The 23,275-nt window shown below is 62.9% G+C and carries 24 protein-coding genes; 6 read left to right on the forward strand and 18 right to left on the reverse strand.

What is annotated here, in order from left to right; all coding sequences use genetic code 11:
* Nucleotides 1-204 precede the first annotated feature (204 nt).
* The gene (locus OHD62_RS16500; RefSeq protein ID WP_263783907.1) at nucleotides 205-573 is read left to right on the forward strand and encodes a YybH family protein; all 369 of its coding nucleotides are present in this window, start codon (nucleotides 205-207) and stop codon (nucleotides 571-573) included.
* Nucleotides 574-709: 136 nt separating this feature from the next.
* Here the strand turns inward: OHD62_RS16500 and OHD62_RS16505 are convergent, their stop codons facing one another.
* Nucleotides 710-1,192: a RidA family protein gene (locus tag OHD62_RS16505; protein WP_263783908.1), complete on the reverse strand. Its 483-nt coding sequence runs from the start codon at nucleotides 1,190-1,192 to the stop codon at nucleotides 710-712.
* Nucleotides 1,193-1,383: 191 nt separating this feature from the next.
* Here OHD62_RS16505 and OHD62_RS16510 point away from each other — a divergent pair, with 191 nt between their 5' ends.
* The gene (locus tag OHD62_RS16510) at nucleotides 1,384-2,067 is read left to right on the forward strand and encodes a TetR/AcrR family transcriptional regulator (protein ID WP_263786695.1); all 684 of its coding nucleotides are present in this window, start codon (nucleotides 1,384-1,386) and stop codon (nucleotides 2,065-2,067) included.
* Between the two features lie 202 nt (nucleotides 2,068-2,269).
* On the opposite strand, the gene OHD62_RS16515 is transcribed toward OHD62_RS16510, so the two are convergent.
* The 4 genes from OHD62_RS16515 to OHD62_RS16530 are packed head-to-tail and all read right to left on the reverse strand — an operon-like array spanning nucleotide 2,270 to nucleotide 6,257.
* On the reverse strand, nucleotides 2,270-3,316 hold the full coding sequence (locus OHD62_RS16515) for an ABC transporter substrate-binding protein (RefSeq protein ID WP_263783909.1): 1,047 nt from the start codon (nucleotides 3,314-3,316) through the stop codon (nucleotides 2,270-2,272).
* A gap of 28 nt (nucleotides 3,317-3,344) precedes the next feature.
* Complete coding sequence (locus OHD62_RS16520) at nucleotides 3,345-4,067, reverse strand: ABC transporter ATP-binding protein (protein WP_263783910.1); 723 nt, start codon at nucleotides 4,065-4,067, stop codon at nucleotides 3,345-3,347.
* The gene (locus OHD62_RS16525; RefSeq protein WP_263783911.1) at nucleotides 4,043-4,891 is read right to left on the reverse strand and encodes an ABC transporter permease; all 849 of its coding nucleotides are present in this window, start codon (nucleotides 4,889-4,891) and stop codon (nucleotides 4,043-4,045) included. Before OHD62_RS16525 ends, OHD62_RS16520 begins: the two co-directional genes overlap by 25 nt.
* A gap of 19 nt (nucleotides 4,892-4,910) precedes the next feature.
* Complete coding sequence (locus tag OHD62_RS16530) at nucleotides 4,911-6,257, reverse strand: LLM class flavin-dependent oxidoreductase (RefSeq protein ID WP_263786696.1); 1,347 nt, start codon at nucleotides 6,255-6,257, stop codon at nucleotides 4,911-4,913.
* Nucleotides 6,258-6,543: 286 nt separating this feature from the next.
* Here OHD62_RS16530 and OHD62_RS16535 point away from each other — a divergent pair, with 286 nt between their 5' ends.
* On the forward strand, nucleotides 6,544-7,455 hold the full coding sequence (locus OHD62_RS16535) for an arginase family protein (RefSeq protein WP_263783912.1): 912 nt from the start codon (nucleotides 6,544-6,546) through the stop codon (nucleotides 7,453-7,455).
* An 82-nt stretch (nucleotides 7,456-7,537) separates the two neighbouring features.
* Here the strand turns inward: OHD62_RS16535 and OHD62_RS16540 are convergent, their stop codons facing one another.
* The 6 genes from OHD62_RS16540 to OHD62_RS16565 form a co-directional block, all read right to left on the reverse strand.
* Nucleotides 7,538-7,834, reverse strand: coding sequence for a hypothetical protein (locus OHD62_RS16540; protein ID WP_263783913.1), 297 nt, complete (start codon nucleotides 7,832-7,834; stop codon nucleotides 7,538-7,540).
* A gap of 138 nt (nucleotides 7,835-7,972) precedes the next feature.
* Complete coding sequence (locus OHD62_RS16545) at nucleotides 7,973-8,845, reverse strand: aldose 1-epimerase family protein (RefSeq protein ID WP_263783914.1); 873 nt, start codon at nucleotides 8,843-8,845, stop codon at nucleotides 7,973-7,975.
* A 219-nt stretch (nucleotides 8,846-9,064) separates the two neighbouring features.
* Complete coding sequence (locus tag OHD62_RS16550; RefSeq protein ID WP_263783915.1) at nucleotides 9,065-9,781, reverse strand: Bax inhibitor-1/YccA family protein; 717 nt, start codon at nucleotides 9,779-9,781, stop codon at nucleotides 9,065-9,067.
* 24 nt (nucleotides 9,782-9,805) lie between these two features.
* The gene (locus OHD62_RS16555; protein ID WP_263783916.1) at nucleotides 9,806-10,579 is read right to left on the reverse strand and encodes an anti-sigma factor family protein; all 774 of its coding nucleotides are present in this window, start codon (nucleotides 10,577-10,579) and stop codon (nucleotides 9,806-9,808) included.
* The gene (locus OHD62_RS16560; protein ID WP_263783917.1) at nucleotides 10,576-11,097 is read right to left on the reverse strand and encodes a sigma-70 family RNA polymerase sigma factor; all 522 of its coding nucleotides are present in this window, start codon (nucleotides 11,095-11,097) and stop codon (nucleotides 10,576-10,578) included. Before OHD62_RS16560 ends, OHD62_RS16555 begins: the two co-directional genes overlap by 4 nt.
* A gap of 84 nt (nucleotides 11,098-11,181) precedes the next feature.
* Nucleotides 11,182-11,781 carry a TetR/AcrR family transcriptional regulator gene (locus OHD62_RS16565; RefSeq protein ID WP_263783918.1) on the reverse strand — a complete coding sequence of 200 codons (600 nt, stop codon included), beginning with the start codon at nucleotides 11,779-11,781 and terminating at the stop codon, nucleotides 11,182-11,184.
* A gap of 92 nt (nucleotides 11,782-11,873) precedes the next feature.
* Between OHD62_RS16565 and OHD62_RS16570 the strand changes: the two genes are divergently transcribed.
* The gene (locus tag OHD62_RS16570) at nucleotides 11,874-12,389 is read left to right on the forward strand and encodes a DUF1772 domain-containing protein (protein ID WP_263783919.1); all 516 of its coding nucleotides are present in this window, start codon (nucleotides 11,874-11,876) and stop codon (nucleotides 12,387-12,389) included.
* A 48-nt stretch (nucleotides 12,390-12,437) separates the two neighbouring features.
* Here OHD62_RS16570 and phnX read toward each other — a convergent pair whose 3' ends face one another.
* Nucleotides 12,438-13,253 (reverse strand): phosphonoacetaldehyde hydrolase, encoded by an 816-nt coding sequence (gene phnX, locus OHD62_RS16575; protein ID WP_263783920.1) that lies wholly within the window; start codon nucleotides 13,251-13,253, stop codon nucleotides 12,438-12,440.
* Nucleotides 13,250-14,410: a TIGR03364 family FAD-dependent oxidoreductase gene (locus tag OHD62_RS16580; protein WP_263783923.1), complete on the reverse strand. Its 1,161-nt coding sequence runs from the start codon at nucleotides 14,408-14,410 to the stop codon at nucleotides 13,250-13,252. Before OHD62_RS16580 ends, phnX begins: the two co-directional genes overlap by 4 nt.
* 185 nt (nucleotides 14,411-14,595) lie before the next feature.
* Here OHD62_RS16580 and OHD62_RS16585 point away from each other — a divergent pair, with 185 nt between their 5' ends.
* Nucleotides 14,596-15,780 (forward strand): aromatic amino acid transaminase, encoded by a 1,185-nt coding sequence (locus OHD62_RS16585; protein ID WP_263783924.1) that lies wholly within the window; start codon nucleotides 14,596-14,598, stop codon nucleotides 15,778-15,780.
* 133 nt (nucleotides 15,781-15,913) lie between these two features.
* Complete coding sequence (mazG, locus tag OHD62_RS16590; protein WP_263783926.1) at nucleotides 15,914-16,738, forward strand: nucleoside triphosphate pyrophosphohydrolase; 825 nt, start codon at nucleotides 15,914-15,916, stop codon at nucleotides 16,736-16,738.
* Between the two features lie 6 nt (nucleotides 16,739-16,744).
* Here mazG and hflX read toward each other — a convergent pair whose 3' ends face one another.
* The 5 genes from hflX to OHD62_RS16615 all read right to left on the reverse strand — a co-directional run bounded on the left by hflX (nucleotide 16,745) and on the right by OHD62_RS16615 (nucleotide 23,231).
* Nucleotides 16,745-18,136 carry a GTPase HflX gene (hflX, locus tag OHD62_RS16595; RefSeq protein WP_263783927.1) on the reverse strand — a complete coding sequence of 464 codons (1,392 nt, stop codon included), beginning with the start codon at nucleotides 18,134-18,136 and terminating at the stop codon, nucleotides 16,745-16,747.
* Nucleotides 18,137-18,382: an RNA chaperone Hfq gene (gene hfq, locus OHD62_RS16600; RefSeq protein WP_006202172.1), complete on the reverse strand. Its 246-nt coding sequence runs from the start codon at nucleotides 18,380-18,382 to the stop codon at nucleotides 18,137-18,139.
* 145 nt (nucleotides 18,383-18,527) lie between these two features.
* Nucleotides 18,528-19,391: a D-amino-acid transaminase gene (locus OHD62_RS16605; RefSeq protein WP_263783945.1), complete on the reverse strand. Its 864-nt coding sequence runs from the start codon at nucleotides 19,389-19,391 to the stop codon at nucleotides 18,528-18,530.
* Nucleotides 19,392-19,591: 200 nt separating this feature from the next.
* A complete protein-coding gene (locus tag OHD62_RS16610; RefSeq protein WP_263783946.1) occupies nucleotides 19,592-20,953 on the reverse strand; it encodes a sigma-54-dependent transcriptional regulator in 1,362 nt (453 codons plus the stop codon).
* Nucleotides 20,943-23,231, reverse strand: a complete 2,289-nt coding sequence (locus OHD62_RS16615; protein WP_263783947.1) for a sensor histidine kinase NtrY-like — start codon at nucleotides 23,229-23,231, stop codon at nucleotides 20,943-20,945. Before OHD62_RS16615 ends, OHD62_RS16610 begins: the two co-directional genes overlap by 11 nt.
* Nucleotides 23,232-23,275 lie beyond the last annotated feature (44 nt).

The raw sequence follows: 23,275 nt of genomic DNA on the forward strand, positions 1-23,275 counted from the left end.
CGCAAACATCGCACATTTAGGGGTCAGTTCACAAACATGGGACAATATCTATGTCGCCAAGCCTTTGCGCGGACTCAGTCTCCGCTGCGCGCCGATTCACGAAACTCGTCGCACCGACAATGCGACAGCGTTCGAGTCTCCTGACATGATTTTCGCACTATCCTGCTAAACCGATGCCTTGGAGGGAACGCTTGCAGAGGCACAATGACAGAAGTCGCCGAAAGACCAGAAGATTTATCACGGCTCTTGGTCGAACGTCTGATCGCTGGAGACGCGGACGGTCTCGCCTTGCTCTATGAGGAAAATGCCGTCATGGCCTTGCCTGGTGGCAATGTCGCCGTGGGCAGAACCGCCATCGGTGAAGCGTTTCGGGTCTTCCTCGCATCGAAGCCTCCCATAGAGCCAGGATCGCAAGCTCGAGTCCTGAGGAGCGGAGAACTTGCGATCACGTCTGCCCGACTTCCAGATGGCACCATTGCCGTTGAAGTCGCCCGCCAACAAACCGATGGATCATGGCTCTGGGTGATTGATCATCCGGCACTCTATCCGGGAACAGCCTTGGCGGAATCCTGAACCGATTGAGCGGCAAGGCTGAACTCAAAAGGTGCTCTCGAAGCTAAAGCCGAGCAATTGGCCGCAGCGTAAAGAGAGCGCGCAGAACAACTGACCAGTACCGAGGCGATGCCGATAATTCCGACGCGCCACCCTCCTAGTCAAGTATAACCACGGCTTCCACCTCGAAAAGCATGGGGTCAATAGCAAGCTTGGGCACGGAAATCAGAGTCTGAGCCGGCAGCGCCTCGCCGAACATTTCCTTGACGTTCTTGGTCAACACCTCAAGCTTGGACATATCGTGATCGACCACGAAGACCGTGAGCTTGGCGACCTGACTGGGCTTCGCACCGATACCCTCAAGCGCGGTGCGCAGATTCGCATATGCCTGTTTCACCTGGACAGCGAAGTCGGGCGACAAGGCTCCCGTGCTGTCTTGGCCGCCCTGCCCGGAGATGTATGCCACCCGGGCATTGCGGGGCGCGATCACCGCCGTGCTGTAGCCATTCGGCGACGGGTCGTAGAGGTTTTGCGGATTGACGATGGTCAGCTTGAGATCATGCTCATTCGCTGTCGTCGCAGTGGGAATGGTCATGATGATTAGCCCTCCGATAAGCAGATGCTTGATTGCGCGTGACATGATTTTCTCTTGGCTCTGCGGGCTGCGAGCAACCTGCCCTCGCGGCCCGGTATGACTGATCCATATCGCCCATACGTATGACTCGTATGGTGTACGATTCATACGGATGGTACGCCATACGAGTCAATCGTCCAGGATCGACATTCGTCGCGTTGCCGGTCAAAATCGACGTTCTGAACAGCGAGGAAGATATGGCAGCCAAGCATAGCGGCGCCCGGATCAAACGGTCTCAACGGATAAGTGTGGTGCAGGAGCCGCGCAGTGAACCGCCTCTCTCCCGGGAGCGCATCGTGGCGACCGCGGTGGAATTGCTGGACGCGCAAGGGCTCGACGGATTGACGATGCGTCGGCTGGCCGATCGCCTCGGCTCGGGCGTGATGAGCCTGTATTGGCACGTCAACAACAAAGAGGATGTCTTTGATCTGGCGCTCGATTCGGTGCTCGAATATCGCGGACCGCCGCAAATGGTTGAGTCTCAAGACTGGCGCGGAGAAGTCGTTCATATGCTCGAAGACTGGCGCGCCAGCATGCTGCGCCATCCTTGGTCGGCATCGCTGTTGCCGCGCCGGGCGCTCGGCCCGAACATCCTCAGTCGCCTGGAACTGCTGAGCAAGACCTTGTCCGGAGCCGGTGTAGCGGACACAGATTTGAACGTCACGATATGGTCGCTCTGGAACTATGTGATGGGCGCCACCATCACCCGGGCGAGCTTCGACCTCTCGGACGACGACAGGGCCGCCGCGCAGCAGCGCCTGACACGTCTCAGCGAACGCTACCCGACAATCGAGCGCTCTCGTCTGCTGTTGGATAGCGATTGGGACGGCGCTTTCCGGAAAGGCCTCGACTTCCTGCTCGACGGCCTCGCTCCAAGATAAGTTCCGGTTCGCGATGATGTCGCAGGTCGGTACCAAGACCTGCGCCACTGTCGCGTTTCTAACTTGTTGCGCCCTGCCCTCGAAAACGTCCAACGCGACATTTCTACGCTGTCGACATATCTGAGCCTGAGCCCACGCTTCGAAGCCATTCGAAAGTGCCGCGGAACGGCGAAGTCGCCGTCCCTGTTTTCTGACCGTTGCTTTACTGGACGACGGATGCAGCCTTCTCGTCGTTCACGGCGGGCGACTTGTCGTTCAATCCGTCGAAGCGCGGATCGAACTCGTCGGCGGCCTTCAGCGTCTTGCCCTGGAACTGTCCGGCGGATTGGAGAAGATCGATCGTATCCTGCTGGGTGACCAACACCTCACTCCAAGCCGGGATCCGAGTCGCTGAACCGTCGCTGTCGGCCACAACCTTGGCGTCCTCCTCGCTTAGGCGCTGGTCTTTCACGAGGTACTCCGCAATCCAAAGGTCCTTGTTGTGGTTTTTCCACAGATGAGCCCGGTACCAGTGCACCACGAGGTCGCGGATCGCCGCGGCCTGCGCCGGATCGGCGAGCGCCGTCTTGCTGGCATAGAGGTATTTGAGGTTCGAGCTCGCACCGGGAGCGTCGGGAATCTCGCGTGCCCCGGTTCCGGCAACCGAGGCAAGGTAGCGCGCGCGGTCGGGTTGCTTGAGGACCGCGGCGTCGATCTGCCCGGCCCGCAGCGCGTCGGCGAATTCGGCGAGGCCGAGATTGACCGGCTCGATGTCGGCGATGGCGAGGCCAGCAGCCCGCAGGTTGCGCAGCGCTGTCGCCTGTTGCGACGTGCCGACGTTGATGCCGACCTTCTTGCCCTTGAGGCCGGCATGGGACTCGATGCCTGAATCAGGGGCCGTCACGAAGATGGTGCTGGCTCCCGAGGTGATGACGGCGCCGACGATGACCACGTCGGCGCCGGAGAACTGGGCAAGGATCGGCGGCACGTCGCCCACGGCGCCGACCTGCGCCGCGCCGGCCCTGATTGCCTCCAGCCGGAGCGGGCCGCTGGAGAAGTTCGCGAAGGAGACGTCGGATGCAAGCCGCGCGCCCTCTCCGGAGAGTTTGAGGAGATTGGCGACATTGTTCGCGTCGTCGGCAAGGACGATTTTCACGTCCTTCGGCACTTCGACCGGAAGCGGTCCTTCGGCCCGTGCCGTGGCGTTGAGAGCGAGCGAAGAAATGAGCGCGAACGCGGCTGCGCGGATTGTAAGGAAGGTCTTGGACATGATCGGTGTGCCTTTTTTGTTGGGAGGTTCAGTCCTTGGACACACCCAGGCGGTCCAGGATGTCGTTGCGCAAGGCTTCGACCCGCAACGGCGATCCGCGGGCGGTGGCTACGGGCTGGTCGTAGGTGATCCGCCCATTCGCGGTAATGACGACACGGTCCGCGAGACGAAGCGCCTCCTCGACATCGTGCGTCACGAACAGCACGGCTGGGGCGTGGCGCTGGCAGAGCTCCTGAAGAAGGCGCTGCATGCGGATTCGCGTCAGCGCATCCAGCGCGCTGAAGGGTTCGTCCGCGAGAAGGAGTTCGGGATCCCGGACCAGGGATCGGGCGAGAGCCACGCGCTGCTGCTCGCCGCCGGAAAGCGTCTTGGGCCAGCTCTTCTCCTTGGCGCCGAGCCCGACCTCGCGAAGGGCCGCCTTGGCCCGCTCCCGGGTGCCGGGACCGTAGGAACCGAGCGTCACGTTGTCGACGACGCTCATCCAGGGAAGCAAGCGGGAGTCCTGGAAGAGGACCGAGCGACGCTCGGGAACCTCGATCGAACCATCGACAACCGCATCAAGTCCTGCGACGGCGCGCAGGATCGTGCTCTTGCCGGAGCCGCTGCGTCCGAGAAGCGCGACGAACTCGCCGCGCGCGATGTTGAGGTCGAGACCGTCAAGGATGGTCCGGCCATCGAAGACACGGCGGAGGTTGGAGACGCGTACGACGGGGGTGTCCGGCCGATCTACTGGTCGAGCGACTGACGCCATGACAGTGTCCTCCGCTCGAGAGCGCGCACGAGGCCATCCGAGCCGAAGCCGAGGACGCCATAGAGCAGCAGACCGACGAGCACGACGTCGGTCTGCCCGTAGATCCGGGCCTGCGTGATCATGAAGCCGATGCCGCTGGTAGCGTTGATGGTCTCGACCACCACAAGTGCCGTCCAGGAGTGGGTCACCGCCATGCGCAGCCCGGTGAAGAAGCCGGGCAGCGAGGCCGGGAACACGATGTGGCGCAGGAAGCGGGCGCGCGAGAGCGAGACGGTTTGGCCGAGCTCGACGAAGCGACGGTCGATTCCGCGGAGCGCTGCGTGCGTGTTGATGTAGATCGGGACCATTGTGCCGAGGGCGATGATCGCGACCTTCATCGTCTCGCCGATGCCGAGCCAGATGATGAAGAGCGGGATCAAGGCCAGGCTCGGGATGGACCGCTTCACTTGCACATTGCCGTCGATGAGTGCGTCTCCGAGCCGCGTCAGCCCGGCGACGACGGCCAGGATGAAGCCAGAGACGACCCCGATCGAGAGACCTAGGGCAGCGCGCTGGAGCGAGGCCGCGACATCGATCGCGAGCGTTCCGTCCACGACCATCTTGGCGAGGGAAGCAATGACGGCATCCGGGCCTGGCATCTTCGCGGGCGAGATCCACCCGGCACCCGAGGCGACGTACCAGAGCGCGAGGATCAGGACGGGTCCGAGCAGCCGTTGCGCCGGAAACGGCGCTTTCGGCAGCAACGCCCTTGCCTGTGCCTGACCGCGAGGCTTGGCGCGGCGCTGGAGGAACCCGGACGGAGTCGTGAAGCTGATCAAGCTCATCGCCATTCTCCGATGCCGCTCATTCGGCCGCCGCCGCGAAGCGATTGCGTTCTCCGACGGCTGGGCGGTCGAGTCCGAGATGCTCGCGAAGCGTCGTGCCTTCGTAGTCTTCGCGGAAAAGGCGTTTGGCCCGCAGAATCGGCAGAACCTCGTCGACGAACGTTTGGAGCGAGGTCGGCAGCGACGGAGGTATGAGGTTGAAGCCGTCCGCCGCGCCCTGCTCGAACCACTCGACGATCGTCGCCGCGACCTGGTCGGGCGTTCCGGTGGCAATTCGGTGTCCGCGACCGGCGCTGAGGCGGCGCAGGAGCTGGCGGAGCGTCAGCGTCTCGGTCGAGGTCAGGCGATGGACGAGATCATGGCGGCTCTTATGGTCGCCGGCCACTTCGGCCCGGGCAGGGATTCGAACGGGGTCGTCAAGGTCGTGATCGGTGAAGTCGATCCCGGTAACGCGTCTGAGCTGGGCGAGGCCGTAGGTGGGGAGCGTCAGGTTCTCGAAAGTCTCCTGACGGGCATTCGCCTCCTCCTCTGTTCCGCCGATGAAGAAGGACAGGCCCGGAAGAATCACGATCTTGTCCGGATCCCTGCCGAAGGAACGTGCCCGGCCTTTCACGTCGGCGTAGAAGACCTGCGCATCCTTGAGGACAGGCTGGGCCGTGAAGATGGCCTCGGCATACCGCGCGGCGAGTTCCTTTCCGGGTTCCGACGATCCGGCCTGGAAGATGACGGGACGCCCCTGAGGCGAGCGCGGGATTTCCAGGGGCCCTGCCACCTTGAAATGGCGGCCGACATGGTCGAGGCGGTTGATGCCATCGGGATCAACGAAGACCCCGCCCTCCTTGTCGCCGACGATGGCGTCGTCTTCCCAGCTGTCCCAAAGGCCATAGGCGACGTCCAGAAATTCGGCGGCACGGGCATAGCGTTCCGCAGGATCGGGGTGATGCTCGAATCCAAAATTGGCCGCGGCCTCGGCGTTCGCGGTCGTTACCACGTTCCACCCTGCCCTTCCCCGGCTGACATGGTCGAGCGTCGCGAACCGCCGCGCGATGCCGTATGGATCGTTATAGGTGGTCGACGCCGTCGCGACGAGACCGATATGGCTTGTGACGCCAGAGAGCGCGGCGATCAGCGTGAAGGGGTCGAGCGCATCCCATGGACGGTCCTGGGAACGCTCCTTGAGTACCGGGTGATCGGCAAAGAAGATGGCGTCGAGCTTGCCGGATTCGGCGATGCGCGCGAGATTGCGGTAATGTTCAATGTCGGTGACGGCGGCGACGTCGGTCTCCGGGAGCCTCCACGCCGCTTCGTGCTGGCCGACATTACGGAGAAAGGCGTTGAGGTGAAGCTGACGCGGGTTCGCAGACATGTCGTCGTTCTCCGTTGGCAAGGCCCCTGTGGTCGCCGGGGACATCCGGATCACGGTCGGAAGTTCCAGCGTGCGATGAGGACAGGCTAGGCACCGAAGGAGCCAACGGGAAAACATAAAATACTAAATTGATAGATTTAATGGGAAATTTGATCTCGGCCACGCTCGTGTAGAGAGGCCCAAGAAGAGGTTCAGGAGAATAGACCCGTCCCTGCCCTGCCAGTGTCGCATTTCCAACTTGCACCGGCGTCGCATCTGTATCTTGCCTTCAACAAGGATCTCCGACATGTCCCCGCGTCCCGGCTTTCTCGATTTTCCCACACATCTGCCGGGCGGCGTGCAACCGCGCATCGTGCTGTTCGGCGCGCCGCATGGCAGCACCTATCCCGGCGCCGATGCTTCGGGCTTCGCCGGCGCGGCGGCCGCCATCCGCGCCGCCAGCCAGGACGATGCGCAGTTCCTCGACAGCTGGGACTTCGACCTTGGCGGCCCCCTTTTCGACGGCCGTGCGCCCTGCTGTGTCGATGCCGGCGACCTGCCGACGTCGGTCCTTCACAATGCGGGAAACCGCAAGCTGATCGAAGACAAGACGCGCGCCATCCTCGCCGCCGGTGCCGCGCCATTGATGATCGGGGGCGATGATTCCGTGCCCATCCCCTTCATCGCCGCCTTTGCCGATCATGGCCCAATCTGGATTCTGCAGATCGATGCCCATATCGACTGGCGCGACGAGCGTTATGGCGAGCCCTTAGGCTATTCCAGCACCATGCGCCGGGCGAGCGAGATGCCACATGTCGCCGGCATCGTCCAGGCGGGTATCCGGGGTGTTGGCAGTGCCCGGCCCTTGGAGGTCGAGACCGCCAGGCGCTGGGGTGCGCACCTCGTCACGGCGCGGGAAATCCACACCGAGGGCATTGAAGCCGCCCTCAGGCACATCCCAGCGGGCGCGCGTGTAGTCGTGACCCTCGACTGCGACGGGCTCGATCCCAGCGTGATGCCGGGCGTCGCCGGCCGCACGCCCGGCGGGCTGACCTATCAGCAGGCGATCGGACTGATCGAGGGGGTGAGCCAGCGCGGACACCTTGCCGGCTTCGACCTCATTGAATTCCAAACGCCCGCTGATATCGACGGCATCACCGCGCTCACCGCCGCGCGCCTTCTTGTCAATGTGATCGGACGCATCGTCCGGCAGGTTTGAGGTAATCGGCACGTGCAACCTGCTGACGCCGATCGGCCTGCGCAACTGGTGGACGTTAGAAAGCCAGATTGGAGCTGTTGCGCTAAAAGAATCCGCCGAGGAACGCCGCCGCTTCATCCGAGATGCCGACGATCTTGTTTGTTGCCTGCCGATAGAATTTGAAATTGAGCTCGGTCTCGGGCCGGCGGTCTTTCCAGATGGTGAAATGTTTGAGTTCAGGCCGCCCCAGCGGTCGCTTGGCGAGCGCTGTACGTTCGATCGAGAGGCTCACACGCGGCGTTTGGCGGGCGATGCCCTGCTTTTTCGCGATCGCTTCGACGGACGTGACGACACCGCGCGCGACGAGGCCCTGCCCGCCCTCGTTCTCGCTTGCGAGCACGAAACCGCGTCGCCCTCGGCGATATGCTTGCCGCCATACATGGTTTTCTGCGCGATGAACGCGAAAATCTTGGCCTGCGGATCGCGGATCTCTGCCTTAATCGCATAAGCCATGCTTTTCGCTGCGTTCAAACCGCTGTCATCCCAGGTGAATCTGGTAGGTCAGGACGCGCGTTGCCGCAGGCTCGATCAACATCACGCCCGGCTTGTCCGTGAATTCGCCGTCGAAGTCCACGGGGCTCGCAATGCCGTGCCAGGGTTCGATGCACAGGAATGGCGCACCGCCTGGCTTGGACCAGATGCCCAACTCCCGAAATCCCTGCCACGACATCTCGATCGCCGGCCCACGGTCGGCGGCATAACGCACGCTGCCGCCGGCGGTACGATCGAGAATGACGGCATCGTCGTCAAACAGCCGTTCGGAGAGCGCAAGAATTTTGCCCTCCACAGGCGTCGGCTGTGGCGTTGCCAGCAGCAGGCCGTCCTTAAGCCGACGGATCGGCGCCCGCTCGTCATCGGCAAAGGTCAGCCGATAGTCCGTCTTCGCCAGATCCGGCAGCAACGGCCAATTAAACGCCGGATGCGCTCCGATCGATGCCGGAAGCGGCTCGCCGCCGGTGTTGGTGATGTCAAAGGTCACGCCAAGTTGCCGGAGGTCCAGCCTGTAGGTCACCGCCAGGCGAAAGGCGAACGGGTAGTGCGCCCGGGTATCGGCATCGTCGGTGAGAACCAGCGTGCAGGATCGAGGCCCCCTCTCCGCCCAGGCAAACGGCTTGTCGCGCGCGAATCCGTGCTGCGTCATCGGGTAGATGCGGCCGCGGTGGCGCAATTGATCGCCCTTCAGCCGGCCGACGATCGGAAACAGTACCGGCGAATGCCGCCGCCAGGCCGGCCCGGCCTGCCACAGAAGCTCGGTCCCCTCCGCGTCACGCAGGGAGACCAGTTCGGCGCCCTGACCTATGATGGTCGCCGAGATGCCGTTACCGTGAAGTGTCAGACGATCCTGTTCCATATGTCCTCACGGGTGGCTGGCTTGACCGGCAAGCTAGCAAATGGCCCCGCGTGAACTCAAGAGCGGCAGGCTACGCCGCACCTCACACAGCCACGACGAACGCATTCACGCGACAGCAGAGATGGCGTGTTCGCGCGCTGCCTCAAATGAAAACCGTGGCCGGAGGTTTCCCTTCGGCCACGGCAAGGTTCGAAGTGTTGCCTGCTACGGTCGGTCCTACTATTCGCGCTCGCCGGTGAAATTCAGTAGCAGCTGGAAGATGTTGATGAAGTTCAGATAGAGCGAGAAGGCGCCGAAGACGGCGAGCTTCTGCTGTGATTCCGCGCCGAAATTCTCGGCATACTGTTCCTTGATCGTCTGCGTATCCCAGGCGGTAAGGCCGATGAACACGGCGATGCCAATCACCGAGATTGCGAATTGCAGCGCTGTAGAGCCGAGGAAGATGTTCACCAGGCTGGCGATCACCACGCCGATCAGGCCCATGATCAGGAAGGACGAGAACTGCGTCAGGTCGCGCTTGGTCGTGTAGCCGTAAAGGCTGGTGGCGCCGAACATGGTGGCAGCGATGAAAAAGGTGCGCGCGATGCTGGTGCCGGTGAAGACCAGGAACACGGAAGCCAGCGACAGGCCCATGACCGCGCAGAATGCCCAGAACATGGCCTGGGCGCCGGCCGCGGACATCGTCTGCATCCGGAACGAGAACAAGAGCACGAAGGCGAGCGGCGCCAGCATCACCACCCACTTCAGCGGGCTGGAAAAGATCGGCACGTAGAGCGCGGGCGTCGAAGCCACCGCATAGGCGATGATACCGGTGACGACGAGGCCGAGCCCCATGTAGTTGTAGACGCGCAGCATATGCTGACGCAGGCCCTGGTCATAGTCGGCTCCGGCTCGGGTGCCAGCACTAGCGCCGTATCTTAGATTAGGGATGTTCATGCGAATTCTCCTGGTAAGGCGGGATCAGTAAAGCGTACTGGCAAGCGTTTCGGCGGCGTGATCGAGGTCGCGCACACCGCTTCGAGCAACGACTGCGTAGGCGACTTCGCCGACCTGGAAGTAAGCCGAGGAGATGTCGCCCGAAGGCGAGACGGTCGGCTTGACCACGTCGAACGTTCCGGGTCTGATCGCGAAGAGCGAGACCAACCCCATATCCTTTGTTTCGACAGCCATTTCGACGCTCGGGCCGAACCGCGATGGATAGATCTGCACGTCGCGGACCCTCCAGTCCGTCGGCAGCGACGGCATGACGATCGCCGTGGCGGCGCGGATCTCGTCCGCGTTGTAGTCCGGAGCTTCCAACTGCGACGACATGCTCTCGCGCACGATCGTCGTCCTGTGCGCCTGGATCGCTTCCTGCAGATAGACAGGCGGCTGGGTCGAGGCGACGACCTTAGTCACCGATATCGGTCCAAGCATGCTGTGCGCCAGCCAGCCGGCAGCAACAAAGACAGCAACCGCCGCCGCCCGTTGCAACACGGCGAAGACGCGGCGCTGGGCAAGACCCCGCTCCAGCCGGCGCGCTGCATCGGCCGTCGCCAGGCTCGACATGTTCTCGGATCCGGCAAGCGCCATGCGCAGTTCGTCGCGCATCCTGAGGTCTGACATCACCCGTGCCGCCGCCTCCGGACGGGTCGAAAGAAATGCCCCAACCTCAACGCGGCGCGCAACGTCCAACTGGTCGTCGACATAGGCATCAAGGTCGGCATCGATTACCGGATCGCGCAGTTCGTTCATGACTGATCTCCTACGATCCTGAGGTGGCTTTTTGCACGCGCCGGCGACGTGTCTTCCATCTCGCGCAGCGCCGCCCGCGCACGACCGATGCGTGACATCAACGTTCCAAGCGGCACGCCGCTGACCTCGGCCGCCTGGCTGTAGGTCAGTCCCTCGATGGCGACGAGATGCAGCGCCGAACGCTGCTCTTCAGGCAATTTGAAAAAGGCTTCACGCACCTGCGCCAGTCGAACCGAATGCTCCTGGGGGGCGTCCATATTGGCGTCGGCAAGGTATTCGGCCTGCTCGATGCGCGCTGCTTCGGATTTGCGAGACCGCAAGCCGTCAATGAAGGCATTGTGGACAATCGACAGCAGCCATGCGCGCAGGTTTCCGCCGGAGCGGAAGGTGCCGCGCCTCTCATAGGCCCGCACCAACGCATCCTGCACCAGATCCTCCGCATCGGCGCTATCGCGCGTCAAGGAGCGCGCGTAGCGGCGCAGCGAACCGAGCTGTCCGGTGATATCGAAGCGTGGCATCGACGGTTTCATGCCCTGTTTACGGAGCGCATAAGGATTTTAATCCCGTCAACGCGAATTTTTTTTACGATATCAATCCCGCCTTCACGTGCCGCAAAGCTTTCTGAATGCGCTGGACGCAGCGATCGCCCTGGAATGGACATCCGTGTCTGAAGGAACGGGCAGAGTGCGAATGACCCGCCTGATCTGCTGATCGCCAATCAACAGGTTCAAAAACCAGTTGGCAGCCACGCGGGCGGAGGGCGCGGACAGCGCGCCGGTCTCCAGGCCACGCTCGATCAACTTCTCGATCAATGGCAACACTGAATCGCGCCCTCCAGCGGCGATCGCTGCACCCAATTCGCCGCTTTCATCAGAAGCAGCTGCGCGGTTGAGGGCGACGGCTCTCTCGCCAAGCAACATCGAAAGGAGGATCGGAGCCACCACTTCGAGACTCGCCAGAGGATCTGCATCATCCCTGATTGCCGCGGCCAGCACCGCTTTCGTAGCCCTCGCATTGCTTTCGACCATCGCCTTGAACAGGCCTGTCTTGTCGCCATACCAGCGATAGAGCGTTTCGTTGGACGCCCTCGCCTCTTTGGCGATGCTAAGCATTGAAGCGCCGCCGTAGCCTCTTGCTTTCAGAAGCTTGTAGGCTGCCTCCTCGATCTGCGCTTGACGCTCGGCTTTGGTGTCTTCGCGCATTCCAATCTCCGAAATCTCTTGACCAATATCGTACACTTGTGTACGCATATGTAAAGGCGTACATGACGATACGGCTCTTGGCGGAGGTCGCGATGCCCAGGATGATTGCGGGACTGTCGGTCACATCGATCGTCTTTTGCGGGGCGATTTTCGGATTTTTCTATGCCTGGGTCTGCTCGACAATGTGGGGGCTCGACCAGGCTGATCCGCGAACGGCAATCAAGGCCATGCAGGCGATGAATGCATCGGTTCGCAATGCCGTTTTCTTTCCCGCATTCTTTCTGACGCCGGTTGTTCTGGGTGTCACGGCTGGCTTTATGCGTTTCAACGGTCACAAGCCGCCTGCGTTCTGGTTCGCTGCTGCAGGGGCCGTCTATCTTGCCTTTGGTCTTATTCTCACGCTGACAGTGAATGTGCCGATGAACGAGGCACTAGCCGCAACTGTCATCCCCAACGATGCCGAGGCCGCCCGAAAGGTCTGGCAGGACTATTCAGGCCGATGGCAGTTCTGGAACCACGTGCGAACCATTGCCTCAGGCATCGCCTTGGCCCTCGCCGGCTACGGTCTGGTAGGGCTGCAGTGGTATGGAGCGTTTAAGCCCAAATAATCGCAAATAGCTCGCCGTGCCCTTCCCAGCCCAGCCGCCATCAAACGCTCAAGGCCTTTCGCCGCGCTGAAGCCTTCCCTCGATCGCCGCGATGACCGGCATCAGGTCGGCGACGCCGCTGACGACGTAGTGAGCGCCGGCGGCGGTGAGTTTGGCGGAGGCTGCCGCGCGCTTCCTCCTGAAGACATCCGGCGCGAGCGCCTGCGTCTCGGCCAGCGTCAGGCCGAAGACGTTGCCGGTCACCGACACGCCGATCGTCCAGGCGCCGGCATTGGTGCCCTCGGCAATGCCGACCTCGGTGTCGTCGACCTTTACGCTCAGCCATGGCGGGTAGACGCCAAGCTCGGTCAACGCCTTCCACAGCATGAACGGCGTCGGCCGCCCGTCGGGCGTGTCGCCGGTGCATACCAGGCAATCCGGCGAGAATCCCTGCCCGGCGGCCACCGGCAAGATTTCGACCATGATGTCGCGCGTGTAGCCGGTCGTCGAGCCGATCTTGAGGCCACGCGCACGCAGCGCCGTGACGACTTCGGCAACACCGGGGATGACATCCGAGTAGTGCGCCGCCACCGCACGGTTCTTCGGCACGAAGACATTGTAGACGGCATCGATGTCGGTGTCGGTCGGTGCATGACCATGCTGTTTTGTCCAGGCCGCCGCGATCCTCGGCAGCGCCAGCAGCGCCGCAATGTGCGGGCGCTTGGCCATTCCCATCGGACCCCTGGCCTCGTCCACGCTGATCGCCACGCCGAAATCGGCGAACGCCTCGACGAATACGCCCATCGGCGCCAGCGAACCGTGATCGACGACAGTACCGGCCCAATCGAACACAACGGCGCGGAGCAAACCCTGGGTGGCCATCATGCGATCTTCCTGGCATCTGCCGCGGTGGAACCAAAAAGCTCGTCGATCACCTCTTCGGCGATCGCGAAGGAGGTGCTGGCGCCGGTGCCGCTGGTGATCATGACGAGGCGTACATTCTCCTGCGGCGTGTCGGCGAACATGGTGCGGTCGGACGCCGAGGCGTAGATCCCGGTCCAGCGTTCCAGGACGCGTGGCGCCGGTTCGCCAAAGACGGCGCTGAATTCATCGAGAATGATTTCGTCGACCCGCTCGGAAGCGAACGGGTCGGGCGTCGTTGCGTAGTGATGGGAATCGCCGACCACCAGCGTGCCGTCGGCGCTCTGCACGACGATCAGATGCACGCCATTGTTGAGCGCGTCGCGCTGATCGGCTTCCAGCTTGCGCCGCAGGGCCGCGGCTTCCGGCAAGGCGGCGTAGCCGGCATAGCGAGCGAGCCCGAGATCGGACATTACCGATACTGGCAGCCGGAAGCCGGGATCGGCAAGACGCATCATCTGCAGCTTGCAGCGGGTGACGTTATGCAACGCAATGCGGTCTGGGTAAAGCGTAGCCAGATCGTCGCCCGGACAGACGATAACCTTGCCGGCATGAACAACGCCACGGCTGGTCGCGATAGCGGGCGGCTCGACCCCGCGCACCGCCGTTTCGCGGCGGAATTCGACGCCGTGCCGTTCCGCGAGCCAGGCCGCAAGCCGTGGGATCGCTTCGCGCGATTCGACACGCACCTCGTGCGGACTCCACAGGCCGCCGGCGAAATCCCGTCCGGCAAGCTGGGGATGCTGGCTGCGAAGCGCGTCGGGTTCGAGCAACAGACAGCCCTCGCCCATTTCGGTCCGCAAGAACGCTTCGGCCACCGCGCGCGCCTCCGGGCGGCGAGCGACGACGACCGCGCCGCGCTGGACGACCTCGATTCCGGCAGGCTCAGCCACCTCCAGCCAGATGTCGCGGGAGCGCATCGCTCGGCGCCATACCTGGCCGCGTTCCTGGCCACTGACCGTGATGAAGCCGAAATTGCGCACCGAAGCGCCATTGGCCTGCGCGTCGCGATCGATGACGACCACGGAAAGGCCACGCCGGACGGCGGCGAGCGCATGAGCCAGACCGACAATGCCGGCGCCGACAATCGCAAGGTCGAACTGTTCTTGCCGGCTTATCATTCTCTCACGCCGTCATTCTCGCGCTTGTCCCGGAAATGCTTATTCAAACTACGCCGATGTGACAGGAACGTGTAAGGCTCGCTTCCGTCTTGCCGATCGCACAGCATTCGGTCTGGCGCATATGAAAGCGCTGGCACAAGGGCGCCGATTTGCGTATCACTCCGCCGCCATTTGGGACCATATCGATGTTCGAAGACCTGCAGCCCGCCCCCGCCGACAAGATTATTGCCCTGATCGGCCTCTATCGCGCCGATCCGCGTACCGACAAGGTCGACCTCGGCGTCGGCGTCTACAAAGACCGCGACGGCAAGACGCCGGTGATGCGTGCCGTGCGCGAAGCCGAAAAGCGCCTGCTGCAGAGCCAGGATACCAAGACCTATCTCGGTCTTGCCGGCGACACCGGCTTCAATGCCGCGATGGCGAAGCTCACCTTCGGCCCTGCAGCCGACATGACGCGCATCCGTGCGGCGCAGGCGCCCGGCGGCTCCGGCGCGCTGCGGCTGGTGGCCGAGCTGCTCAAGCGGACCCGCTCCGATGCGACGATCTGGCTGTCCGACCCGACATGGCCGAACCACCCACCTGTGATGCGTGCCGCCGGCCTGCAGATCCGCGAATATCCCTATTTCGACGCTGCTTCCGGTGCGGTGCGCTTCCCTGACATGCTGGCGGCGCTACGCGCGGCAAAGAGCGGCGATGTGGTGCTGCTGCATGGCTGCTGCCATAACCCGACCGGCGCCAACCTCGATATCGAGCAATGGGCCGAGATCACCGATCTTGTCGTCGAACGCGGCCTGCTGCCCTTTGTCGACATCGCTTATCAGGGCTTTGGCGAAGGCCTGGACGCGGATGCCGCAGGCTTGCGTCTGCTGGCCGAAAAGGTCCCGGAAATGGTCGTTGCCTCGAGCTGCTCGAAGAACTTTGCCGTCTATCGCGACCGCGTCGGAGCGGCGATGATCCTGGCCAAGGACGGCGCCCAGGCGGATGTGGCGATGGGCCAGATGCTGTCGGCGGCGCGCGCCATGTATTCGATGCCGCCGGACCACGGCGCTGCTGCCGTGCGCATCGTGCTGGAAGATGCAGCGCTCCGCGCCGACTGGGAAGCAGAGCTCGAGGAGATGCGGCTGCGCATGCTCAGGCTTCGCGTCCAGTTCGCCGAGGCGCTGCGGCGGCAGTCCAATTCCGACCGCTTCGATTTCGTCGCCAGCCATCGCGGCATGTTTTCCCGCCTTGGCCTGTCCGAAGCGCAGGTCGAGCGGCTGCGTGCCGAGCATGGCGTCTACATGGTTGGCGACAGCCGCATCAACGTCGCGGGCCTGCCCGAGGATGGGATGGACGAGCTTGCCAAGGCGATCGTCTCCGTCCTCGATTGAGGCCCTCTTTGCTCCACCTTCGTCTTTCCGAACCGAAGGTTCGGGATCATGGTCGCCGCGCAGCTGTGGACAAGGCGCGCTCGCCGGCTGACAGCGTTGGCCGCGCGGCCGGGCGCACGATAGCATCCGCCCGATGAAACCTTCGAAAGATATTTCTCGGCTGATCGAGATCATGGCAGCGCTGCGGGCGCCAAAAACCGGCTGCCCCTGGGACATCGAGCAGGATTTCTCGACCATCGCGCCTTACACGATTGAGGAAGCCTACGAGGTGGCGGACGCGATTGCGCGCGGCGATCTCGATGATCTGCGCGACGAACTCGGCGATCTCCTGCTGCAGGTCGTCTATCATGCGCAGATGGCCGAGGAAGCAGGCGAATTTGCCTTCGGCGACGTGGTCCAGGCCATCACCACGAAAATGATCCGCCGTCACCCGCATGTCTTCGGCGACGAGACGGCGCGCGGCGCCGGCATGGCCAAGGGTATGTGGGAAAAGATCAAGGCCAAGGAGAAGGCCGAGAAACGCAGCGCCCGCCTCGCCCGCGGACTCGACCCTGAGGACAACGGCAAGGGCTTTCTCGATAGCGTGCCGGTCGCCCTGCCCGCTTTGACGCGTGCGTTGAAACTTCAGGAGAGGGCCGCCCGTGTCGGCTTCGACTGGAGCGAGGCGGCGCCGATCCTCGACAAGATCGAGGAGGAGATCGGCGAATTGCGCGAGGCGCTGGCCAAGGGCGATAGCGCGCCGATCAAGGACGAGTTCGGCGACATGTTGTTTGCCATCGTCAATCTCGGCCGCCATCTCAAGCTCGACGCCGAAGCAGCGCTCAGCGGCACCAATGAGAAATTCCGCTCGCGCTTCCACTACGTCGAGCAGGCGCTGGAGGCGTCCGGGAACACGCTTGAAAAAGCGACACTCGACGAGATGGAAGTGCTCTGGCAGCGAGCCAAAAACGCGAAATAACCCGATTTACCCGTTGTTTTTACGGTGCAATCGGCTTTCTATCTCGTCGCGTGCGCTTTGGGTCGCCTTGAGCGAGACGGTCACGCTGCCATCCTCATTATCGGCCCGCGAAACGATGTCTCCATTGCGGTAGAGCCAGTCGACGAGGCCAAATTGAGCCGGCGTGAGCGTGATTGTCAGCGTTGCCAGTTCGCCCGACACCCTGGTCTCGATGATCGCCTTCAGCGCATCGATGCCTTCGTCGGTGGCGGCCGATATGGCGATCGGCGGCGCCTTGTTGCCGTCGACCCCGTCGGCAAGCAACCGCGCCCGGTTGCCCTCGTCGAGCCGGTCGATCTTGTTCCACACTTCGATGACACGCTTGGTATCGCCGGCATCGACGCCGAGGTCGGCGAGGATGCGCTCGACATCCTCGGCCTGTGCGGCCGTGTCGGGGTCCGAAATATCGCGCAAATGAATGACGAGGTCCGCTTCGACCACCTCTTCCAGCGTCGCCCGGAAGGCCGCGATCAGATGTGTCGGCAGGTCCGAAATGAAGCCGACCGTATCCGACAGGATGACCGGCGTGCCGTGCGGCAGGCGCAGGCGGCGCAGCGTCGGATCGAGCGTGGCGAACAGCATGTCCTCGGCCAGAACCCCTGCTCCGGTCAGCCTGTTGAACAGCGTCGATTTGCCGGCATTGGTGTAGCCGACGATCGCCACCACCGGGAACGGCACCTTCTTGCGCTTGGCGCGATGGAGATCGCGGGTGCGCCGCACGGTTTCCAGCTCGTGCTTCAGCTTGATGATCTTGTCCTGCAGGCCACGCCGGTCCGATTCGATCTGCGTTTCGCCGGGACCGCCGAGAAAGCCGGCGCCGCCGCGCTGGCGCTCAAGGTGGGTCCAGCTGCGGACGAGCCGGCCCTTCTGATAGTTGAGATGAGCAAGCTCGACTTGCAGCGTGCCTTCCTTGGTCCGCGCCCGCTCGCCGAAGATCTCCAGGATCAGCCCGGTGCGATCCAGCACCTTGGCGTTCAATTCCTTCTCGAGATTGCGCTGCTGTACCGGCGTCAGCGGATGATCGACGATGACCAACTCCGCATCGCGCTCTTTGACGATCTCAGCGAATTCCGCGACCTTGCCGCTGCCGAGCAAGGTCGCCGGGCGCGGATCGTTGACGGTCACGACTGCCGTGTGGATCGGATCCAGGTCGATGGCGCGGGCGAGGCCGACCGCCTCGTCGTGCCGGGCCTCGGCCGAACGCGTGAGGCGTGGACGGTTCGTGTCGTCGTCACCACGTGGCTGGCGGGCAAGCACAGGTACGATGACGACAGCCCGGGTCGGGCCCTTGGCTTCCGTCCCGGGATGATAGGCTGGTTTTCCACGAACGCTGCGGTCCGCGTCTTTCTCACGTGCCAATCAGGCGCCCTGGCTTTCCTCGCCATCGAACATCTGAACCGGCTGGCTCGGCATGATCGTGGAAATGGCGTGCTTGTAGACGAGCTGGGAATGTCCGTCACGACGCAGCAGAACACAGAAATTGTCGAACGAAGTGACCACACCGGTCAGCTTCACGCCGTTGATGAGGAAGATGGTGAGTGGGTTCTTGCTCTTGCGAACTGAGTTCAGGAACAGGTCCTGAAGGTTTTGCGATCGTTCCGCCATTGTTCTTGTCTTTCGCCGATCCCCTTCGGTTTGCAGGCCAATGCGCCAAATTAACCGGCGCATGTCAAGCGTACAAACACCCTCTTGCCGTCAGTAACGACAAGCAGAACGAGATATATTGATGTTCATTCCACCTGTGCGGTTATCAGGCCGGACTTTTTTCCGCAACGTCAAAAAAGGCTTGGCGCAAGGAAAGTGTTATTGAGCCGGGGTGGCCGTTGGCCACGGGAACGTCATCGATGGCCACGATCGGCATGGCAATCGTCGTCGCGGAACTGATAAAAGCCTCGCGCGCGGCCTTGGCTTCGGCGACCGAAAAGCCCCGCTCCTCGATCGTCAGCCCCAGCTTGGCGGCCACTTCGAACAGCGTGGTACGGGTGATGCCGCGCAGGATGCCGTGCTCGGCCGGCCGCGTCACCAGCACGCCATCCTTGGTGATGATCCAGGCATTCGACGAACCACCTTCCTTGACGGTGCCGTCGGCATCGACGAACCAGGCTTCCTGGGCGCCCGCTTCCCTGGCCTTCTGCTTGGCAAGCACATTGGGCAGCAGGCCGACGGATTTGATATCGACCCGGTCCCAGCGATTCTCCGGCACGGTGATGACCTTGATCCCGCTCTCGGCCCGCTTGGCGGCTATGGCGGGGTCGGCTTTCCTGGCCGTCACCACCAGCGATGGTTTCGTGCTGGCCGCCGGGAAGACAAAGTCGCGGCTGGCAACGCCGCGCGTCACCTGGAGATAGACCAGGCCGTTGGCGACATGGTTGCGGCGCACCACTTCGCGCAGGATGAGCGGCAGCACGCGCTGCGTCACCGGCCATCCGATCGAAAGCTCGCGCAACGAACGGTCCAGCCGGGCGAGATGGCGTGGCATGTCGACAATGAAGCCGCGCGCCACCTCGCAGACCTCATAGACACCATCGGCAAACTGGTAGCCGCGATCCTCGATGTGCACACAGGCGTCGGCGTGAGCGACATAGCGCCCGTTCACATAGGCAATGCGCGGCATGGGTAACCCCTGAAGAAAGTCAGCGCATGACCCCGAAAATCGGAATCGATTTTCGGAAAGGATCATGCGCAAAATCAAAATGCTACAGCGTCCTTTGCGCGTCCAAAAGGACGCGCGGCGCTGTAGGGCTTTCTTATGCGATTCCGCTGCCGCCGTAACCGAAAATTGCGTGAGCCACGACCACTGGATCGAACCGCCGGTCAGACGCCCAGCGACTTCAGCTTGCGATGCAGCGCCGAGCGCTCCATGCCGATGAATTCGGCGGTCTTCGAGATGTTGCCGCCAAAACGGTTGATCTGGGCGATCAGGTAATCCTTCTCGAACTGTTCGCGCGCTTCACGCAAGGGCAGCGCCATGATGTGCTGGTCGGACTGGTTTGGCGTGCGCGGCATGACGTCGCCGATCTCGGCGGGCAGAAGGTCGGCGGTGATCGGCGCATCGACATCGTCGCCGCGCGCCAGGATCATCAACCGCTCGACATTGTTGCGCAACTGGCGAACGTTGCCCGGCCAGTTGTGGGCCTGCAGCACGGCCAGAGCGTCGTCGCCGATGCGCCGCGGCCGGATACCGGCCTGACGGGCGATCTGCTTCATGAAATTGTCGACCAGATAGGGAATGTCCTCCCGCCGCTCGGCCAGGCCCGGAACCATGACCGGAACCACCGCCAGGCGGTGATAGAGATCCTCGCGGAAACGGCCGTCGGCGATCATCGCCTCCAGGTTTTGCGAGGTCGACGAGATGATGCGAACATCGACCTTGACCCGCTTGGTGCCCCCTACCCGTTCGAACTGCTGTTCGACCAGCACGCGCAGGATCTTGTTCTGCGTCTCGCGCGGCATGTCGGCCACTTCATCGATGTAGAGAATGCCGCGATGGGCTTCCTCCAGCGCGCCGACCTTGCGTTCGACGCCGTTCGATTCAGTGCCGAACAGTTCGATCTCCATGCGTTCGGGCGTGATGTTGGCGGCGCTCAGCGTGACGAACGGCGCGCCCTTGCGCGCCGAAAGCGTGTGGATGGCGCGGGCCGCGAGCTCCTTGCCAGAGCCTGATGGGCCGATGATCATGACGCGGCTGTTGGTCGGCGCGACGCGCTCGATGGTCTGGCGCAACTGGCTCATCGCCGACGACATGCCGATCAGGTCGAAGGTCTCGCCACTGCGCTGCTTGAGATCGGATACCTCCCGCCTCAGCTTCGATGTCTCCAGCGCACGCTCGGCGATCAGGATCAGCCTGTCGGCCTTGAACGGCTTTTCGATGAAGTCGTAGGCGCCGCGGCGGATGGCGGAGACCGCCGTTTCGATATTGCCGTGGCCGGAGATCATCACCACCGGCAGGTTGGGATGCATCGTCTTGATTTCGTCGAGCAGCGCCAGCCCGTCCAGCCGCGAACCCTGCAGCCAGATGTCGAGGAAAATCAGCCTCGGTGCCCGATCGGCAATTGCCGCCAGCGCGCTGTCGGCATCGAATGCCGTGCGGGTTTCGTGACCTTCGTCGCTCAAAATACCGGCGACAAGTTCGCGGATGTCTTCCTCGTCATCGACGATGAGAATGTCAGACGCCATTACCGACCTTTTCAGTTTCTCTCTCGTTTTCCGTCCTGCCCTCGCCGCGCGATGGTGCGGTAACGGCGGCTGGTGGCAGGATGATGCTGATCATCGCGCCGCGCCCGCCGTGGAAGTCCGCCGGCGCGTCATGCAGTTCGAGCCGGCCGCCATGGTCCTCCACGATCTTCTTGACGATAGCGAGGCCGAGCCCTGTGCCCTTCTCGCGCGTCGTCATATAGGGCTCGAGCAGCCGCTGACGATTCTCGCGCGGCAAGCCTTTGCCATTGTCGATGACATCGATGCGAATCGCGCCATTCTGGCGCCCGGCCTGAATCCGGATTATGCCGTCCGAACGATCCTTTTGATCAAGTCCGTCAATGGCCTCGGCTGCGTTCTTGATGACATTGCCGAAAGCCTGCGCCATCAGCCGGCTGTCGAAGGTGCCTTTCAGCGGTTCGTTGCCGAACACGCGCTCGAAAGTGATGTCGGCGCGGCTCACTTCGACGAGGAACGAGGCCTCGCGCAGTGATTCGCGCAAATCGAGGGACTTCATTTCAGGCTTGGGCATGCGTGCAAAGGCGGAGAACTCGTCGACCATGCGGCCGATATCCTCGACCTGCCGGATGATGGTGTCGGTGCACTGATCGAAAACCTCGCGGTCCTCGGTGATGACCTTGCCGTAGCGTCGCTTGATGCGCTCAGCGGAAAGCTGGATCGGCGTCAGCGGGTTCTTGATCTCGTGGGCAATGCGCCGCGCCACGTCGGCCCAGGCCGACGAGCGCTGTGCCTGGACCAGATCGGTGATGTCGTCGACCGTCACGACGTAGGATTTTTCCTCCGAACCGTCATCGCCAGCCTCGATCGTGATCTGCACGTTGAAGGTTCGCTCCGTGCCGGCGCGGTAGAAGGTTACCTGCTCGCGATAAACCGGTTTTCCCGACTTGCGGCCGATCTCGAAGACGCGGCCGACATGCGGCAGCACCGCGGAAAGATTCTGCCCCAGTGCGGCGGTGGCCGAAATGGCCAGCATCGTCTCGGCCGAGCGGTTGACGATGGTGATGATGCCATAGGGATCGACGCCGATGACGCCGGCGGTGACGCCAGCAAGCACCGCTTCCGAAAACCGCCGCCGCTCGTCGATCAGATCCTTGGCGGACAGGATCTCGTTGCGCTGAGATTTCAGCTCCAGCAACATCTTGTTGAAGGTATCGCCAAGCGAGGCGACATCGCCGTCGGAGGGCCGAACGGGCACGGCAACGTCGAGATTGCCGGTCGCGACCTCGTCGGCCGCGCCGATAAGCTGGCGGATGGGCCGTACCAGGCGGTCGGCGACGGCAATGCCGGTCCAGATGGCGGACAGGATGATGATCAGCGTCAGCGACAAATAGGGAAGCGCGAAGGCCACTTGCGAGGTGCGGCGATTGTCCTCGAGGCCGCGGTACTCGTCGGTGTTGGACCTGACGATCTGCCGCGCCTTGATCACTTCAGGGTCGACGAGGCGGATGGTGTAGAGGTAGAGACCTTCGATCTCGCGCAGCTTGACGATGGCGCCCATGATGTTGCGGGTCTTCGGCTCGATCAGCACCGGCTTGCCATCGGCGGCACTGGCGACGGCGCCTTCCGGCGGCTCCGGCATGGCAAAGTCCGTATCGGTCTTGGCGCTCATGACGAAGGAGCCGTCGGGCTTGATGAGTGCGGCATGGGCCAGCGAACGGCCAACGGCTTCCTTGTTCATGAGATCGAGGAAACCGGTCCGGTCGAGGCCGTAGAGCGTGCGCGACGCATCGAGGTCATAGGCCATCGACAGCGTCGTCCCCTGGAGATTGCGGGCGTTTTCCTGCACATAGGCGTCCGCAATCGACAGCGACGAATTGACGATCGTCTTGGTGCGGATTTCGAACCAGCGGTCGAGGCCGATGTCGAGGGTGATCGAGGCGATGATCGCCACCATGATCGCGGGAATTGCGGCGACCAGCGCAAACATCGCCACGATACGCACATGCAGCCGCGACGCCGCCTTGCCGTGCCGGCGCGCCATCAGAATGCGGTGCACTTCGCGGCCGACCAGCGCGATCAGGAACAGGACGAACGCGGCATTGAGCGCGATGAGCGCCAGCGTCGTCTTCTCGTTTGGGACGATTGGCGTGGCGCCGACGAGAATGGCGAAGGAGATCGCCGCCGTAATCAGCGCCCCGGCAATCGCCACCACGCCGGGCAAGGCAAGCAGCCGCCGCCCGTCCCTTGGGCCGGGTTTGCTGAAAAGCGGTTCGCTCAGTGTCGGTGCCTGTGAAGCCATGTCGCCGTCTGGAGCCAATGATTGCGTAGGATCTATGCAACGCA

The organism is Mesorhizobium sp. YC-39, from assembly GCF_025753795.1.
GTDB lineage: Bacteria > Pseudomonadota > Alphaproteobacteria > Rhizobiales > Rhizobiaceae > Mesorhizobium.